Annotated in this window: 14 protein-coding genes; 4 read left to right on the top strand and 10 right to left on the bottom strand. The window is 45.3% G+C overall.

Annotation, left to right across the window (positions count from 1 at the left end):
* Position 1: 1 nt before the first annotated feature.
* Positions 2 to 490 (top strand): HyaD/HybD family hydrogenase maturation endopeptidase, encoded by a 489-nt coding sequence (locus LRY47_RS13115; RefSeq protein WP_295226170.1) that lies wholly within the window; start codon positions 2 to 4, stop codon positions 488 to 490.
* A 160-nt stretch (positions 491 to 650) separates the two neighbouring features.
* Positions 651 to 1,847 (top strand): class I SAM-dependent methyltransferase, encoded by a 1,197-nt coding sequence (locus tag LRY47_RS13120; RefSeq protein ID WP_295226172.1) that lies wholly within the window; start codon positions 651 to 653, stop codon positions 1,845 to 1,847.
* Between the two features lie 193 nt (positions 1,848 to 2,040).
* Here LRY47_RS13120 and LRY47_RS13125 read toward each other — a convergent pair whose 3' ends face one another.
* The 8 genes from LRY47_RS13125 to LRY47_RS13160 form a co-directional block, all read right to left on the bottom strand.
* The gene (locus LRY47_RS13125; protein ID WP_295226174.1) at positions 2,041 to 2,481 is read right to left on the bottom strand and encodes a redoxin family protein; all 441 of its coding nucleotides are present in this window, start codon (positions 2,479 to 2,481) and stop codon (positions 2,041 to 2,043) included.
* A gap of 62 nt (positions 2,482 to 2,543) precedes the next feature.
* Entirely contained in the window at positions 2,544 to 3,545 is a 1,002-nt protein-coding gene (locus tag LRY47_RS13130) for a phosphate/phosphite/phosphonate ABC transporter substrate-binding protein (protein ID WP_295226176.1), read from the bottom strand.
* A 12-nt stretch (positions 3,546 to 3,557) separates the two neighbouring features.
* Positions 3,558 to 5,516, bottom strand: a complete 1,959-nt coding sequence (locus tag LRY47_RS13135; protein ID WP_295226178.1) for a HAMP domain-containing sensor histidine kinase — start codon at positions 5,514 to 5,516, stop codon at positions 3,558 to 3,560.
* An 851-nt stretch (positions 5,517 to 6,367) separates the two neighbouring features.
* A complete protein-coding gene (locus tag LRY47_RS13140; RefSeq protein ID WP_295226180.1) occupies positions 6,368 to 7,732 on the bottom strand; it encodes a sigma-54 dependent transcriptional regulator in 1,365 nt (454 codons plus the stop codon).
* Positions 7,733 to 7,821: 89 nt separating this feature from the next.
* A complete protein-coding gene (locus LRY47_RS13145) occupies positions 7,822 to 8,733 on the bottom strand; it encodes an ATP-binding protein (protein WP_295226182.1) in 912 nt (303 codons plus the stop codon).
* Positions 8,733 to 10,352: a methyl-accepting chemotaxis protein gene (locus LRY47_RS13150; RefSeq protein WP_295226184.1), complete on the bottom strand. Its 1,620-nt coding sequence runs from the start codon at positions 10,350 to 10,352 to the stop codon at positions 8,733 to 8,735. The genes LRY47_RS13145 and LRY47_RS13150 overlap by 1 nt, the downstream gene beginning before the upstream one ends.
* 78 nt (positions 10,353 to 10,430) lie before the next feature.
* On the bottom strand, positions 10,431 to 10,676 hold the full coding sequence (locus LRY47_RS13155; RefSeq protein WP_295226186.1) for a hypothetical protein: 246 nt from the start codon (positions 10,674 to 10,676) through the stop codon (positions 10,431 to 10,433).
* The gene (locus LRY47_RS13160) at positions 10,636 to 11,625 is read right to left on the bottom strand and encodes an MFS transporter (protein ID WP_295226188.1); all 990 of its coding nucleotides are present in this window, start codon (positions 11,623 to 11,625) and stop codon (positions 10,636 to 10,638) included. Before LRY47_RS13160 ends, LRY47_RS13155 begins: the two co-directional genes overlap by 41 nt.
* Positions 11,626 to 11,778: 153 nt before the next feature.
* Between LRY47_RS13160 and LRY47_RS13165 the strand changes: the two genes are divergently transcribed.
* Positions 11,779 to 12,678: a CorA family divalent cation transporter gene (locus tag LRY47_RS13165; RefSeq protein ID WP_295226190.1), complete on the top strand. Its 900-nt coding sequence runs from the start codon at positions 11,779 to 11,781 to the stop codon at positions 12,676 to 12,678.
* Here the strand turns inward: LRY47_RS13165 and LRY47_RS13170 are convergent.
* On the bottom strand, positions 12,662 to 12,925 hold the full coding sequence (locus LRY47_RS13170) for a hypothetical protein (protein WP_295226192.1): 264 nt from the start codon (positions 12,923 to 12,925) through the stop codon (positions 12,662 to 12,664). The genes LRY47_RS13165 and LRY47_RS13170 overlap by 17 nt on opposite strands.
* Positions 12,926 to 13,124: 199 nt before the next feature.
* On the opposite strand from LRY47_RS13170, the gene LRY47_RS13175 reads away from it, so the two are divergent.
* Positions 13,125 to 14,723: a methyl-accepting chemotaxis protein gene (locus tag LRY47_RS13175; protein ID WP_295226194.1), complete on the top strand. Its 1,599-nt coding sequence runs from the start codon at positions 13,125 to 13,127 to the stop codon at positions 14,721 to 14,723.
* A 16-nt stretch (positions 14,724 to 14,739) separates the two neighbouring features.
* Here the strand turns inward: LRY47_RS13175 and phrB are convergent, their stop codons facing one another.
* Positions 14,740 to 16,089 (bottom strand): deoxyribodipyrimidine photo-lyase, encoded by a 1,350-nt coding sequence (gene phrB / locus LRY47_RS13180; protein ID WP_295226196.1) that lies wholly within the window; start codon positions 16,087 to 16,089, stop codon positions 14,740 to 14,742.
* Between the last annotated feature and the right edge of the window lie 5 nt (positions 16,090 to 16,094).

The following is a 16,094-nucleotide window of genomic DNA, read 5'->3' on the forward strand; positions in this document are numbered from 1 at the left end:
TATGCAGGTGGTGGTCTTCGGAGCAGGAAATATGCTCCTCAGCGACGAAGGGCTTGGCGTTCACCTTGTAAAAAGGATGAATGAGAAATATGAACCTTCAGATGATGTCGAGTTCTATGACGGCGGGACTATGGGTATTCTTGCCACCCATAAACTTGAGGAGACCGCCCACGTCATTATCGTAGACAGCCTCGACGCAAAGGGTGTTCCCGGTGAACTGAGGGTCTACAAAAAAGAAGATATCATGCTGGAAAAAATTCCCGCAAAGATGTCTCCTCACCAGATAGGACTTCAGGAAGTGCTTACCCTCAGCGAGCTGAGAGAAAAAGCACCAGAAACGATAACATTTTACGGTGTTATCCCCGCAAGCCTCGACAGCTCGGTGGAACTCAGCCCCGAAGTTGACCGGAGACTTGACGAGATAGAAGCTCTTATCATTGACGAACTTAAAAGGATGGATATTGTTCTGTCGCCCGTTATAGCGGCATAATTTCCCATACCTCTTCTTTGGGAGTGATGGAATAACCCCCTTCATCACTCCCTTTTATTCTTTTCTGTCTCTGCGAGCGTAAGCGCGGCAGTCTGATACTTATTCTTTTGTATTTTCCTCTGTTTTCCTGTATATTCCCACATCACACAAAGGAGCAAACATGCCGCCCATAGCACCCGCAGTCTCGGTTCAGGTGACGCCTGCCGCAGAGAAGAGCATAAAGAAAGGTCATCCATGGGTCTATGCTGATGCAGTGCTTAAAACCGCAAGAGAGGCGGACGCAGGCGACATAGCGGCTATATTCAGCTCCAAAAGGGATTTCATCGGTCTGGGACTTTATGACCCCACCTCTCCCATAAGAATCAGGATACTCACAACGAAGCCAAAAACCACCATTGACAATGAATGGCTGAAAACGGCCATACAATATTCAATTTCTGCCAGACAATCACTCATAAACGATAAATCCACCGACGGATTCCGTCTCATCCACGGAGAAAACGACGGCATCCCCGGGCTGGTGGCGGATATCTACTGTCATGTTCTGGTGATAAAACTGGATACATCAGCATGGATGCCCCATCTGGAGCTTATCTGCGATATATTTAAAGAGCTGGTGCGCCCGCAGACAATAGTTTTGCGCCTGTCCCGTACTGTCGCCCCTAAAGGGTCATATTCAGACGGATGCATCCTCTACGGAAAACCTGTCGATGGAGCCGTTGTCTTCTCTGAAAACGGGATACTCTTTGAAGCCGATCCTGTGAACGGGCAGAAGACCGGATTCTTTCTCGACCAGCGGGAAAACAGAGCAAGATCAGGAAAGCTGGCAAAAGACAGAGACGTGCTTAATATATTCGCCTATAACGGTGGATTTTCGCTTTACACGGCAAAAGGCGGCGCAAGGTCTGTCATAAGCCTTGATATCGCTCCGCAGGCGCTGGAGGCGGCAAAACGCAACTTTGCGCTGAACCCCGAAATTATCTGTCCTCACGAAACGCTCTGCGCTGATGCTTTTGAGGCAATGAAGGAACTCGCAGACAAAGGCAGACGGTTCGGCATGGTGATTGTCGATCCCCCTTCTTTCGCACGAAAACAGGCGGACATACCAAACGCACTGGCGGCATATGAAAAGCTCACAAAACTGGCTGTGAATCTGACTGCAAAGGACGGAATACTCATATGCGCGTCCTGTTCCGCAAGGGTCAGCGCTGATGATTTCTTCACTACTGTGCTGAAAACCATGAAACGTTCGGGAAGAAAATTTACTGAAATTGAAAGAACACTGAACGCCCCCGACCATCCCGTGGGATTCGCCGAGGGCGCATATCTGAAATGTATTTATATGAAAGTCAGTTAAGCATTACCTATTATTCATGCGTATTTTTATCCATCCATGGAAAAAATACGTCAACGCTCTATTCGACAATTGTCAATATTTGGACTCATTCAGCCTTCGGCTAGTAGTCGGCAGAAGCCTCCTTTCGCTCACGCTATGTTCGTTTCGTCTGCTGAAGCAGCCTCAACAAACTCCGCGAATCTCATACTGAGATTCAGTTAAGCATTACCTCTATGTCTTCGAGTGTCTGGGAGCCGTATTCCTCATCGCTCACTTCACCTTTACTGTTATATACCTTAGTGAAAGGAACAGCGTCTATCTTCATAAGCTCCTTGTGCAGAGCAATCGATCCTGTGAAAAATTTAAAAGGAAATTTTTCCTCTTTAATAGTGGATTCGGCATATCTTTCGTCAGCAGGTTTTGTTATTCCGATAATCTGAATGTTGTTCTTTTTGATAAATTCAGGACTGTTTCTGAGCATGCGCATCTCACGCATACAGTGCGGACACCAGGGAGCCCAGAAAACGACAACAGTCTTTCCGTTAAAGGATTTTGACATTCTGACTATGTCTTCGGCTTCAACAGTTTTTAAAGGTGCGGCAAAAAGCTGAGCCGTAAGAAGTACCAGAAGTGTAATAAAAAATATTTTGCGCATATTTCCCTCAACAATAAAATATACGCAAACATACCTCCGACGGGGAATTAAATCAATATAAACTATTTTCTATATACTGAATATCCTACATACGCCAATATCAGCACCCAGATCACCGCGATAGGTATAAGCACTTTAAGATAGAACGGCCATTCGGAAAAGCCCATAAACGATTTTTTCTCATAAAGCCCTATATTCAGCGAACGCATCAGTTCGTATATGCTGATATAGCTGACCGGCATTATCCATCCTGCATAATTGCTGTCTTTAAGCACGGGTGCGTCATGGGGAATGTTTGTCATGATGTTCTGAATATCCGTAACAACCTGATCAGGAACGTCCTTTCCCGCCATAAACGCCCATTCAGGATAAAGCTTTGTGCTGTGCAGAAGAGGCAGTCCGTCTGAAACACTGTTCAGCACTTTCACATTTTTCAGGTCTATTTTTCCTTTCTTTGCCATGTTCTCAAGTATGCCGGAACGGACACTTCCGACGTCCGCCTTGCCCGAAAGGACATAATCCACCACCTTATCCTGAGTTCCGGTGAACACAACGCGGAAGTCTCTGCCCTCTTTAAGTCCAGCGTCTCGCACCTCTTTCAGCCCCATCCAGTAAGCCCCGAACCCTTCCGGATCTATACCGGCAAACACTTTTCCTTTTATATCCCTGAACGAGTTTATGTCGTTTCTGTCTGCGCGGGTGAACACAGCAGAAGAAAAATATGAAACTGTTTTTCCGTTGTATTCCTTAAGTTCTGTCAGTATTATACGCGCACCGTACTTCTCTTTCAGAATAACCGCTTCGGCGGGCTGTGTTATGACAACATCAATCTGCCCCGTTTCCATCAGTTTGCGCATCTGTTCAAAGCCGAAAACAGGCATCAGATAAAAAGAGTATTTGCTCTGCTGCTGTTCAAGATATGCAAGTGTGGGAGACCACATTTGATAGGCTTCCTGAATACCGTTATACGCCCTGACACCAACAGTGAATACTTTTTCCCTGTCAGCGTGAGCTGATCCGGCAAAAAGCAGTGCGAAGACAGCCAGAAGAATCATTTTACGCATAAAATTCCTCGCCTAGGCAGTGAATTTCGGCAGTATCACAGTGAACATAGCGCCATCTTTTGTGTTGGATGCGGTGATGCTGCCCTTCATGTGGTTTTCAATGATGGCTCTGGTCATATACAGACCAATGCCCGTACCTTCCTCGTTCTGTTTTGTGGTAAAATACGGCTCGAACATCCTTTCCATTACGGTATCGTCTATCCCGCCGCCATTATCGGATATATAGAAGGTGATCTGGTTCCCATCCGCTTCAAGTATTATATCAATTATACCTTCATTTATTTTTCCGGCGCGGATTTCTTTGAGTATGGCGTCCTTTGAATTCTGAATTATGTTCAGAACCGCCTGTTTCATTTCGCCCGGAAATCCGCTCACGATAGCGGTTTCAGCCATTTTTCCCGGATTTTCGTTAATACCTTCGGCATAAACGAATATATCGCCGCCGCTTCTGCATGTATAGTTCAGTGTGATACCGTTGTATTTCATCTGAGCGCTTATAAGCCTTATAACCTCTATCATACTGTTAATGATGGAGAATTGTTTTTCTGTCTTGTCCGCGCGGAAGAAGTTTCTGAAATCATCTATCGTGGTGGACATATGCTGAAGCATTGTCATTATCTTCTCTTCAAAATCGGCCGCCTCTTCCACATCAAACCGCCCGTCCCGCTGGGTTATCAGATAACTCTGAACGGCAAGTCCTATAATGTTAAGCGGCTGACGCCACTGGTGCGCAATTGCGTTAACCATGCGTCCCATATCCACAAACTTCTGCTGTTCAAAGAGAAGCTGTTCGTTCTTCTGCCTGAGTCCGGTCTCAAGTTCAACCATGTTCTTAAGTCTGCCGTTGATATCCTGAAGCTCTGTCTCGCGCTGTTTTATCCGCTTGATAAGCTCGTTGTATGCGGAAACAAGCTCACCGATATCATCGCTTCTCTTTATGGGCAAGAACTGGTCATAATCCAGAGACTCGGCTTTGCGCACCGCTGTCTGAAGCTCTTTCAAAGGCTTTGTCACTGCTAAATTCAGCAAAAACAGACTTACAGGCACCACAAGAACCAGAACAAAAAATGATATCATTATAAATCCCATGAGGATGCTCTGGCGGATGTCACGCACGGCATAGTCGTGGGCGGAAAATCCGAAATCCACCGACGTATCGCCGTCTATCACCCATCTCTGGAAATATATGTTCATACCGTCCGCACGCTGCATACGTTCAGCAGTGGTGAAGCTTTCAGGGAAAAGTGTCGTGTACTTATTATCAGGTCTTATTGTATCGTCAAAAACCGTCCAGCCATTGATATAATAAGTAAATCCCATTCCGGTGGCGGCCTCAACCTGACGCACAAAAGTGCTGTCCAGAAAATCAGCTGACATAACGGTCATACGGCTGCCGTTTCTTACAGCCTCCGCCGAATACTGAACCGTAAGAATTCCCGAAATATCGCTGAAACTGTAGCCTCTGCGGATGTGTTTTGAGTTTGAAAGAAAATCTTTTACGAAAGCCACATTCCCGAAATCAGGAAGTATCTCACCGTTTCTGATAATGACAGGTTTTCCGCCTGTATCAATATAACCGCCGTAATAGTCTCCGTTTTCACGAAAAGCAAACACCCGCAGTTTCATCTGTCCGTCATAAACGGCAAGCGCTCCGACGTTGCCCAGATTCGCCATCTCAGACAGCTTCGACGCTTCTTTAAAGAGTCCGGTCTCAGAAGAAAAATCCATTATCCCGAAATAATCCGAACTCGATATAACGTCTGTGTATTTAAGAAGGTCTACCTGAAGACTTTTGATCTTTTCGTTGAGAACTGCGAAGGAGGTTCTGAAGGAAGAGGCGGTGCGCCAGTTTATATTTGACACGGTCATAGTGTACAGAGTGACTGCAAAAACGGCACACATAAGCAGTATTGTGAGCATCACAAAAATAAAAAGCTTTGTTCTGACGCTCTTAATTTCAGGGATAATCATACAGCTTTCTCCGGGCCAACCGCATTACAAAGCGGTACGGAAAGTAGTAAAAAGCCAGCCTTGTCTGTGTATTCTATAGTTGAATCTTATATCATTTTGAGGATATTCACAATAGATTTAGAAATAATTCCATAAGTAAATACAATACACTTAACTTCAATTAATCACTGATTCATAAAATACACTCTGAATTATCAAAAATATTCTTCAATAGCAATAGCATATATAACTATTACGATGCTTGCTGGCGAAAAACAGCCAACATAAAAACGAATAAAAGACTTATTGGCAGATTTTCGCCACACCGGCACTGTAGTAAAAGTGTGGAAAGGGAACCAAATAAAAAAACTATTCATTATCTTTCAAATACTTAGAGACGCTAAATATAAATATTACATTTTTGGCACACGCATTGCTCTAATAAGTACTGAAACGTACGCAATAGGTATCAGATTTAAACATGGGTTCGGCGTAAGCCGAGGGGGAGTGTCTTTTCGGCGGGCGGATTGCCCGCTGACAGGACAGTAAAAAAGCAAATAGCCACAAATCAATAGATGCATAGGCGGTATCAACCGCTTTTCGCCCTGCTGAGGTCTCCAATACCGGCAGGGCTTTTTTATCTCTTTTCCTTGCACTTAGCTGCTGCGTTCTGCTTCGTCAGTTTCCGCTCGCTCGCAACGCGTACATTCGAGTACGCTCTTGCTCGTCTCACAGAAGCCTTCCTTGCATAACCCGCATCTAAGCACAAAAAACAATGATTGCTTCTCTCACCTCGTCTCTGCGAACCCTGCAGGGGTGAAGCAGTCTCATCTTATAATATGCGACTCATGTAGAGATATGCTCCGGACTTTTTACACCAGTCCGTATTTTTCCAGTTTATACCTTAAAGTGCCTCTGGGGATGTTCAGAAGTTTGGAGGTGCGCAGAACGTTTGCACCTGTGAGAACAAGAGCTTCCGAAAGAAGCTGTTTTTCGATGTTTTCCATAGCGGCTTCAAAATCCATTCCTTCGTGGGGTATATGCAAATTATTCTGAACCCCGTTCTTAGGTTTTTCACCGGAAATTTCGCGAGGCAGCATATCAGGGGTGATGATCTCCTTGCTGTACATGATACAGATGCGTTCCACAATGTTCTTCATCTCACGGATATTACCCGGCCATTGATACGCCTTGAAAAGCTCCAGAGCCTCTTTTGAAACCTCTTTAATATTCTTTTTGAACTCAGTGTTGTAACGTTTGATAAAATGATCAAGGAGCGGTGCTATATCCTCTGTACGCTCCCGCAGCGGCGGCAGAGACAGAGGAAACACATTGAGTCTGTAAAACAGATCCTCTCTGAACTCCTTATCGTTTATGGCGGCGCGCAGGTCTTTATTTGTTGCCGCAATAATGCGGACATCTATGTCAATATTCCGGGTGCTGCCCAGCCTGCGTATCTTTCTCTCTTCCAGAACCCGCAGAAACTTCACCTGAAGGTTCATATCCATCTCGCCTATCTCATCCAGAAATACAGTTCCTCCGGCTGCATCCTCCAAAAGACCTATCTTTCTTGTTTTGGCATCAGTAAACGCACCCTTTTCATGTCCGAAAAGCTCGGACTCAAGCAGGTTGAACGGAAGTGACCCGCAGTTTATATCGACGAACGGCTTGCCCTTGCGCGGCGAAAGGTTATGTATCGCTCTGGATACAACCTCTTTCCCCGTGCCGCTTTCACCCGTAATAAGCACTGTAGCTGTCTCGTGTTTGGCAACCTCGCGGATTTTCATGAAAACGTCAGTCATAGCCGGGCTGACACCGACAACTTCCGGCAGAACCGAGCCGTCACGTTTATATGATTTGAGTTCACGCTTGAGGCTTCTGGTCTCAAGAGCCAGCCGCACGATAAGGTGAAGAGCATCAGCCTTGAAAGGTTTTTTGATATAGTCGTAGGCACCCATCTTAAGAGCTTCAACAGCACTTTCAACGGTTCCATAACCTGTTATGATTATTACAAGAATTTCAGGATCCACCTCTTTCATCTCCCGCAGGATATCAAGTCCGCTGTCCCTGCCAAGATTCAGATCGAGAAGAACAAGGTCAATATCCCCTTCAGTGAGCATATGAATTGACTCATGCCTGTTCTGGGCAACAGCAACGTCATATCCTTTTAATGTGAGAGTTCTTTCGAGGTTTTCGCGAATAAATATTTCATCATCGACAACGAGTATTTTTTCCATATCCGATCCATGCAAATAAATGTGTATAAAAAGCAGTATAGGGTATTATGAAAATATAGCAAGAAAAACATGGCGGTTTTTCGCCATCACTATAAATTAAATCTGATACAAAAATCCGTACCCTTACCGGACTCGCTCTCAACGGTGATTTCGCCTCCGTGCCTGCGTACTATGTCGCGAACAACGGAAAGTCCTATTCCTGTTCCGTCTTTTTTATCGGTAAAGAAAGGTTCAAAGATCATATGTTGCTTTTCCGTGGAGATTCCTGAGCCTGTGTCCTTAAAGTGAATACAAATGCAGCCGTCTGCCGCCTTTGCGGTCACTGTCAGATTTCCGCCACCTGCCATAGCCTGAACCGCATTGATAATGAGATTGTGAAATGCCTGGCGCAGTTTGCTGCCGTCGGCGAGTATGTGCGGGATATCCGGTTCGATATCGGTCTGGACGTTAACTCTGTTGATAACGCAAAGCTTGCTGTTGAGCATCAGCACTTCGGAAAGCACAGCCGCAATATCCTCTTCGCCCATGGCGCGGAGATCGCCGCCGGAATATGTCAGCACGTCGGTAAGCATCCTTTCCAGACGATCAAATTCAGATATTGCCATACGGAGAAGATGTCTTTCATTCTCCGCACAGGTCATTCTGTCGTGGATGTCATCAAGAAGAACCCCTATGCCTGCAAGAGGATTGCGTATCTCATGCGCCAGAGAGGGCATTATCTCACCAAGCGACAAAAGTTTGGATGCTCTTTCGCGTTCACTGACATTCTCAAGGATGATCAGACTGTAACCGCTGCCTCCGACCTTTTCAGAAGCAACTGAATAATCCGAAGCAACGGAATTCTTCACTATGCTTATAACGGTTCCGTCACCGGCATCTTTAAGTTTTAATGCGGCGTCGCTCTCGTTTAAAAGCAGTTTGCCGACTTCATCCGCATAGACAGTGTCTCCGTTATCGTCAATAATAATGATCGCTCTGTAAAACTTAAGAAATCTGCTCATTACACCCTGAATTTATCCACCATAGCATTAAGATGTGTCGCCTGCTGCGCAAGCTGGTCTATGGTGCTGTTCACTTCTGTCATAGTGTTTACGTTCTGTTCCAGTCCCTGCGACATCTGCACGGCGTTCTCATTAACATTCTGAATACCTTCGCTCTGTTCGCCGATGGCAAGGCGCACAGCGCTGTTGCTGAGATTCACTTCATTAATAGCATCAACTATCTTTTTAAAGGAAGAGTCTGTCTCTTCAATAAGTTTATTACCTGTATTTATGTTCTTTTCTGCGGTTCCCATTTCGGTTGATGCCGATTTAGTATCCGCAATAAAGGTTCTTATAATAGAATCTATTTCAGATGTGGCGGACTGGGTTCTCTCCGCAAGTTTACGAACCTCGTCGGCAACAACTGCAAAACCTCTGCCCGCTTCCCCCGCCCTTGCCGCTTCGATGGCAGCGTTGAGAGCCAGAAGATTCGTCTGATCTGCGATATCGCTGATTACGTTCAGTATCTCTCCTATCTGCCCAGACGAAGTCGTAAGGCTTTCTATGGTTTCAGCAAGTTTCGCAGTTGAATGAGTAATGCTTTCCATGCCGGACTTCACCATCTCAAGCTTTTCAGCTCCGTCATTTGTACTTGAAACCGCTTCGTTAAGAGGCACGGACGCCTGCTGAATGTTATCAACCATGACATCGCTGGTAGCACTTATCTGACTTATGGCAGACGCTATCGACTCAACCTGACGGGAGCGATCCATAAACGCGTCTGTCATATTTCTCATTGTGGAGTTCAGCTCTTCCGCGCTGACGCTGAGTCCGGATGCGTTCTCCTTAACGTCGGAGACTATCTCCTGAATACTGCCGACAAAACTGTCGAAATAACCTGACATTTCGCCTATCTCGTCTTTGGTATTTATATTGATGCGGCGCGTAAGGTCTCCCTTGCCGCCTGTAAAATCCTTAAGGATATGAATAAAACCATATAATCTTTTAATTACTGACGTATAAACGAAAAGATATATCAGACCGGAAAGGACTGTTATCAGTACCGAAGTTGTGTATACCCAGAATGCTGCAGAACTCACAGCCTCTCTGTTTATATCTGATGCCATCTCATATTCGTTTGTAATGGATGATACCAGCAGGTCAATTTCAGAGCTGTTCTCGCTCGCAATACCATCTATTTTGTCATCCAGAGCGGCAAAAACTTCATCTCCGCCACCGTTTTTTACAGCCGGAAAGAGTTCGCCTTCAATGATTTCTTTCTGTTTCGCAAACAGAGCAAGTATCTTTTCGATAGCCTCTTTTTCCTCTTCCGTATCTGCATAGTCGCGGAAACCGGAGGTCATTGCATCAATATCTTTGTAGTGAGCGCTGATCTCATCTATGAGTTCAGGGGCAATTTGCATTGAATCTTTGTCGACAATAATATCCATTGCCGCAAGAGCAATGCCGCTGTTGTAAGTTTTCAGGAGGTTAACATCAAGAATCTCACGGGTTCTGGAATCCTGCATCTCAGAAGCGGATTTCGCCCCCGAAAGTTTGACGCCGAGATATACGGCGGTAAATACGGAAACAGCGAACAGTACAGAGAAAAATAAATTCAGCTTTGCCCTTATGGTCATAACGCACCTCAAAATAAAAACTTATTAGCTAATAGAATATACCGATTCCGTCTTAATTTAACAAGTGAATGTTCTGTGCTATATTCTTCCCTTTTTTCTGAGCCACATAAAGAGAAATGGCCATATGATAAGCACAGCCAGCGAAATAGACATTATCATATAACCGTAATAGCGCAGAGGATCAGGGTGAGGCAGTGTAACGAGCCACATACAGAGAGCGCCCGCCATGAACTGATAAAAAACCATGAAGGATGATGCAGAGCCTATGTCTGTACGAACCTGCTCAAGGACAAGACTTGAACTGACAGGTCTGTTGAAACCCATAAAAAAAAGCAAATATGAACATACCGGCTGCAAAAAATTCATAACCGAGGTGGTTGAAGAGCAGCACAAAAAGTCCGCCGACAAACGTACCGATAAAACCTGTGGTGAGCATTCTGGACTGTTTGAGCTTTATGGAAAGTTTAGCGCTGGCAAATGACCCAGCCATGGCGCAAACTGCGTTAAGCCCGAAAAGAAGGCTGAAAAGCTGACCGGAAAGCCCGTATACCTTAATGTAGGCAATAGGAGAGAACGCTATGAAGCCGTAAAACGGGGAGATGGAAAGCCCCATAACGGTTGTTGCCACAGCATATTCTCTATTGAACAATAACGATTTATAGCGCAGAAAAAGAGAAATGATACTCCCCTTAATAAACTCTTTTGATGTCTCTTCATATCCCAAAGCTATCATCGAAGTGATAAGCACCATGGTACCCTGTGCAAAAAATATAAGCCTCCACGATCCAAGTCCGAGAAGCATTGTGCCTATGGAGGGCGCAACCATCGGCGCAACTGCAAGAATAACACCTATATATGCCAGCGCCTTCTGGCGTTCTGCTCCTTCATATCTGTCCCTGCATATTGCCATAACCATGGCGGACGGCGCGGCGGCTCCCATTCCCTGTATAATGCGGAAAAGGATAAGCATTTGCGGGTTCGTTGCAAATCCGCACAGAAAACTGGAAATAACGAAAAGCCAAAGACCGAAAAGCAGTACCGGTCTGCGTCCGAACTTATCTGAAAGTGGTCCGAATATCAAAAGAGACGAACTGAAAGAGGCAAACCAGAGAACCAGAGAAAGATTGACCACGGAAACGTGAACGTTCCAGTCTGCCGCTATAGTGGGAATAGCCGAAAGATACATATCAGTTGCCAGAGGCGGGGTTGCTCCGATCAGTGAAAGAAATATAATATAAATTGACGGGTTTTTGATTTTGAATGAACTCAACATTAAAGTCTTCTCTCCAAATAATAATAGAACGCTTCGATTATATCAGGTATACTCTTTTTGAGGTAATATTCAATGGATAAGTCATATATCACATATAGTTTTATACTATCGGACACAAACGGATGGATTGACACTGACCGCACTCATCCTTCAGTGAATATAAAAAGAAAACTCTCATGGGTACACATGGAAGCGGACAGTGAACGAACGCTGAGCTGGCTGAACGAACAGGAGAACATAGACTCTCTGGCCATCGACAGCCTTCTGGAAGAGGACACACGTCCGCGTACGGCTTTCTATCAGAACGGATATATGGTCAACCTGCGCGCCGTTAACCTGAACTCTGAACGGGATCCCCACGACATGGTCTCCATCCGCATGTTTGTTCAGCCCGACAGGATAATCTCAACATCAAAACGCCAGTGCCATGCTGTTGAAGACCTCGCAGCCGCACTTAAAACAGAAGAAGCCCCGCGCACCACAGGCGAATTTGTCACTCTTCTGCTGGAACTTCTCACCGAGCGGGCGGAAAGCTACATCACCGATCTGAAAGACAGTACATATGAGCTTGAATACAAAATTATAGATGAATCCGATATAAACCAGCGCAGGCAGATATCTGAAATACGGCGTGCAGTCATAACTTTCACCCGCTATTTCTCACCGCAAAAGGATGCTGCGGCAAAACTGGCAGCGGCGAAAGGTAGCCTGTTCAATGCTTCGGAAGAACAGAGGATTCAGGAATGTATAAACAAGATCAGTAAATTCATAGAGGATCTGGACGCACTTGACAACAGGTGCTATGTCCTTCAGGACGAAGTGGCGGCAATCACCAACGACAGAATAAACAAAAACATGTATTTCATATCAATGCTGGCGGCAGTGTTTCTTCCGGTAACTTTCCTGACCGGTCTCTTCGGGGTCAACCTTGGAGGGATTCCCGGGGGTAAAAGTGAAAAAGGCTTTGCAACATTTATCATAGTGCTGGTGCTTGTAATCTTAATACAGATAGTTGCGTTCAAAAGACTGGAACGTTTCAACAGGAAACAGTAAGAGAAACCATACGGAAATCTTTGCCAAGCCGGAGACCGGCTTTTTCAAGTGCTTCCGCAGTTCTTTTTTCCGTCTTTTTATGCCCGCATTCAGATGTGACATAAAAAAGCTTCTCCGTTATGACAAAACTGACATCTTCAATCCCTTCCTGCTTTTTCATTTCATCCATGAAGGCAAACACACACGGAACGCAAACCGTCCCGTATTCAAACCCCATGCCTTCAACATTCACTTTATAGTTTTGCATATAAAACACCATTGGTTCAATATATAGCATTTTGAACAAAACGCAAACAGGACTTTATTACTCTCTTTTAATTAAATGCTGCTGACAAGAGTATTCACGTCAATCACTACCATTTTCAAGGATGGTTTTAAAACAAGTTTATGCGGACAAATGTAAAGATTCTTGTTATTATCAAATCAACACAATATGAGGTTTTCTTATGAAATTAAGCATTATGAAAAAGCTCTTTATTCCTACCGCTGTAGTTTTTCTTATTGTTATCATATCTTTTATAGCGAATTGGATAGTTATAGAAGGTCAGGAGAAAGATGCACTGATCGTCAATATCGCCGGTCGCCAGCGCATGATATCTCAAAAAATGACGAAAGAGATACTGACATATGAGCTGAGCAGAGGTGAAGCAAAAGACGAAGTGAAAAAAAATATCGCAGGTTCAGTTAAAAATTTCGATCTAACCCTGAAAGGACTTCTGAATTCAGGCAAAGTCCCGCTCTCCAACGACCCTGAGGGTGAAATGGTTTTCATCTATGCCGTGGGCGATCCGGCACATGCACAGCTTGAAAAAGTGAAACTGATGTGGGATACGTTTGCCGCTAATCTTACAAAATATCTTGAAACAGGCGACAAGCAGGATCTCGAATACATAATGCAGAACAACATGCCGCTCATGGCAGAAATGAACAAAGCTGTCACCATGCTTCAGGAAAGCTCCGAGGCAAAAATCATGAACATGCTGAGACTCCAGCTATTCTTCACCGCAATCATAATTTTATCCGTAATGCTTCTGATGTTTGCATCAAAGGTGATGATAGGATTCATAAACACGTTCAAAACCAAAATGAGGGATATATCCGAGGGCAACGGAGACCTCAGACTGAGACTCAACGTTAAAAGTCACGACGAGATCGGCACTGCCGCAACCCATGTGGATCATTTTATAGATACGGTACACAAAGTGGTATCGTCGACAATGCGCAACGCTGATGAAACATACGAATCAAGTATAAAGCTTTCAACAACTGCAGAATCCCTTTCCAACAACATCCATGAACAGATGGAACTTGTTTCAAAAAGCGGCGAGCTTACATCCGAAGTTGGACAGGAGCTTGATATAACCGAAGAGATGGCTGTAACCACCACGGAAGTCATAGAAAAAGGTAACAAGCAGCTTGAGGAATTCACCGTTCATCTCAACACTTTTTCCGCTTCAATAGTTCAGGACAGCAAAAGACAGTCGGAACTTTCAGAGCGCATCAAAGCTCTCAACGAGCAGATGGCGCAGATATCGTCTGTTCTGGGTATGATAGCGGACATTGCAGACCAGACAAACCTGCTGGCGCTGAACGCCTCCATTGAGGCGGCAAGAGCCGGTGAACACGGGCGCGGTTTTGCAGTTGTCGCAGACGAGGTTCGTAAACTGGCAGAACGCACACAGGCTTCACTGGGCAATATAAACACTACCACAAGCGAACTGGTCAACAGTGTTGAGTCAATCAGCAGAGAAACCGATAAACTGTCCAAAAAAATACTCGGTGTCGCTGACCAGTCCAACGACCTGATAAATCTGGCGACCAGCACAAAAGACGAACTCAGCGTTTCACTGAACACCTCCGCCACACTTGTCGGCAAGACAACACTAATTGCCACCAGAACAAAAGAATTGATACTCATAATGCAGAAACTTTACAAACTCTCCGAGCAGAATACTCACGCAGGGGACGATGTAAGCCAGATCGCCGCGTCGCTGAACGCAAAGGCGATGGAGCTTTCGTCCATGCTTAAACACTTTACGGTATAAAGCAAAGGCGGTGTAATCACACACCGCCTTTTTTTATGTTTTCAATCTTTCTTATATACCCGTCCACATCAAATTTTGAACGGCATCCGTTGCGGTTCATATAGCGTATTTTGCCGTAAACCGGACGCTCTGTCCATGCCCTGTCATGCACACCGGCAACACTCCACGCCACACCCACATAGCCGTTCGGATCACGCCCGTCAAGCGCATAGGTATCGTTCAGCAGCAGAGCATATCTGAAAGCGTCTTCGGGGCTTTCAGTCCATTCCAGAATCTTTTTCGCCCAGTACATCCGCATATAGCCGTGCATCCTTCCGGTCAGCCTCATCTGCATCTGCGCCGCGTTCCAAAGCGTGTCGTGTGTCTGGGCAGTTTCAAACGCTTCATAGGGATAGATATATTCCCGTCTGTCGTTTCTGTGCTCGTCAAGGGTCTTCAATGCCCACTTGTCGGCACCATCTATGCTGTCATATTCAGGATTGTACAGGCAATAATTATCTGAAAGTTCTCGGCGGATGATCAGTTCTTCAATATAGGCATCCTTATCCTCATCAGGCGCATCAGCTTTCATAACATCAAGCGCCGCCCTTTGTGGAGCAACCTGTCCGAAATGAAAATAAGGAGACATCATTGACTGAGCATCAAAGTTTGGATTGTTGCGTTTTTCGTCATAACAAGATAGCTTTTCGTCGGCAAATTCTCTCAGGGTTTCCATAGCCGCTTTAGCGCCCGAAACAATCGGGAAAGCACCGCTGTATGAATAAAGCGCTTCCGCCCTCGCCCAGTCAGGTTTTTGAATGTTTTCAGAAAAAACGGTCGTCTGCTTTTGCATCTTAGGAAATTCCGTCAGAAAATCCCCAAGAACCCGATGTATTTTCGGTCTGATGGTTCTCGCGGCATATTCCTGTTTTTGCGATACGAAACGGCAGGGGACAACGTTGTGAGCATCCACCTCAATGACGGGTATATCAAGAGCCGCAGCAACGTCCGCACGCCATGCCATAGGCACTTTCAGCGGCATAAAATCGCATATCAGCGTGTCCGCTTTGTGCTGTCTGACAAATTCCGGTATTTTTTCATGGGGTCTGCCGATTAGCAGATAGAACGGTATATTGAGGGCTTCAAGCTCCTGCGCGGTCTCTTTCAGCCCGTTTATCATGAATCTGTAATGAAATGAATTGCCGTTTGGAAAATCAGGTGACAGGCAGAAGAGTACAGCAAAAGCGCTGTCCGCCGCCATAGCCAGTTCTGCGGCATAGATAAGCGCCCAGTTGTCTTTTGCGCGCTGGTCTCTGGACATCCAGTAGATTGTTTTGCCAGCCTTTGCTGGTCTGCCGTTGAGTGAAAAAGTACGCCTTATATCCATAAGGC

Origin of the sequence: Seleniivibrio sp. (genome assembly GCF_021209385.1) — a bacterium.
GTDB lineage: Bacteria > Chrysiogenota > Deferribacteres > Deferribacterales > Geovibrionaceae > Seleniivibrio.

Bases quoted from the DNA above. Each gene is read 5' to 3' on its own strand.
- LRY47_RS13175 (WP_295226194.1), top strand. From the start codon at position 13,125: ATGAAATTAAGCATTATGAAAAAGCTCTTTATTCCTACCGCTGTAGTT.
- LRY47_RS13170 (WP_295226192.1), bottom strand. From the start codon at position 12,925: ATGCAAAACTATAAAGTGAATGTTGAAGGCATGGGGTTTGAATACGGG.
- LRY47_RS13160 (WP_295226188.1), bottom strand. From the start codon at position 11,625: ATGTTGAGTTCATTCAAAATCAAAAACCCGTCAATTTATATTATATTT.
- LRY47_RS13145 (WP_295226182.1), bottom strand. From the start codon at position 8,733: ATGAGCAGATTTCTTAAGTTTTACAGAGCGATCATTATTATTGACGAT.
- LRY47_RS13155 (WP_295226186.1), bottom strand. From the start codon at position 10,676: ATGGGTTTCAACAGACCTGTCAGTTCAAGTCTTGTCCTTGAGCAGGTT.
- LRY47_RS13120 (WP_295226172.1), top strand. From the start codon at position 651: ATGCCGCCCATAGCACCCGCAGTCTCGGTTCAGGTGACGCCTGCCGCA.
- LRY47_RS13140 (WP_295226180.1), bottom strand. From the start codon at position 7,732: ATGGAAAAAATACTCGTTGTCGATGATGAAATATTTATTCGCGAAAAC.
- LRY47_RS13135 (WP_295226178.1), bottom strand. From the start codon at position 5,516: ATGATTATCCCTGAAATTAAGAGCGTCAGAACAAAGCTTTTTATTTTT.
- LRY47_RS13125 (WP_295226174.1), bottom strand. From the start codon at position 2,481: ATGCGCAAAATATTTTTTATTACACTTCTGGTACTTCTTACGGCTCAG.
- LRY47_RS13150 (WP_295226184.1), bottom strand. From the start codon at position 10,352: ATGACCATAAGGGCAAAGCTGAATTTATTTTTCTCTGTACTGTTCGCT.
- LRY47_RS13130 (WP_295226176.1), bottom strand. From the start codon at position 3,545: ATGCGTAAAATGATTCTTCTGGCTGTCTTCGCACTGCTTTTTGCCGGA.
- phrB (WP_295226196.1), bottom strand. From the start codon at position 16,089: ATGGATATAAGGCGTACTTTTTCACTCAACGGCAGACCAGCAAAGGCT.
- LRY47_RS13115 (WP_295226170.1), top strand. From the start codon at position 2: ATGCAGGTGGTGGTCTTCGGAGCAGGAAATATGCTCCTCAGCGACGAA.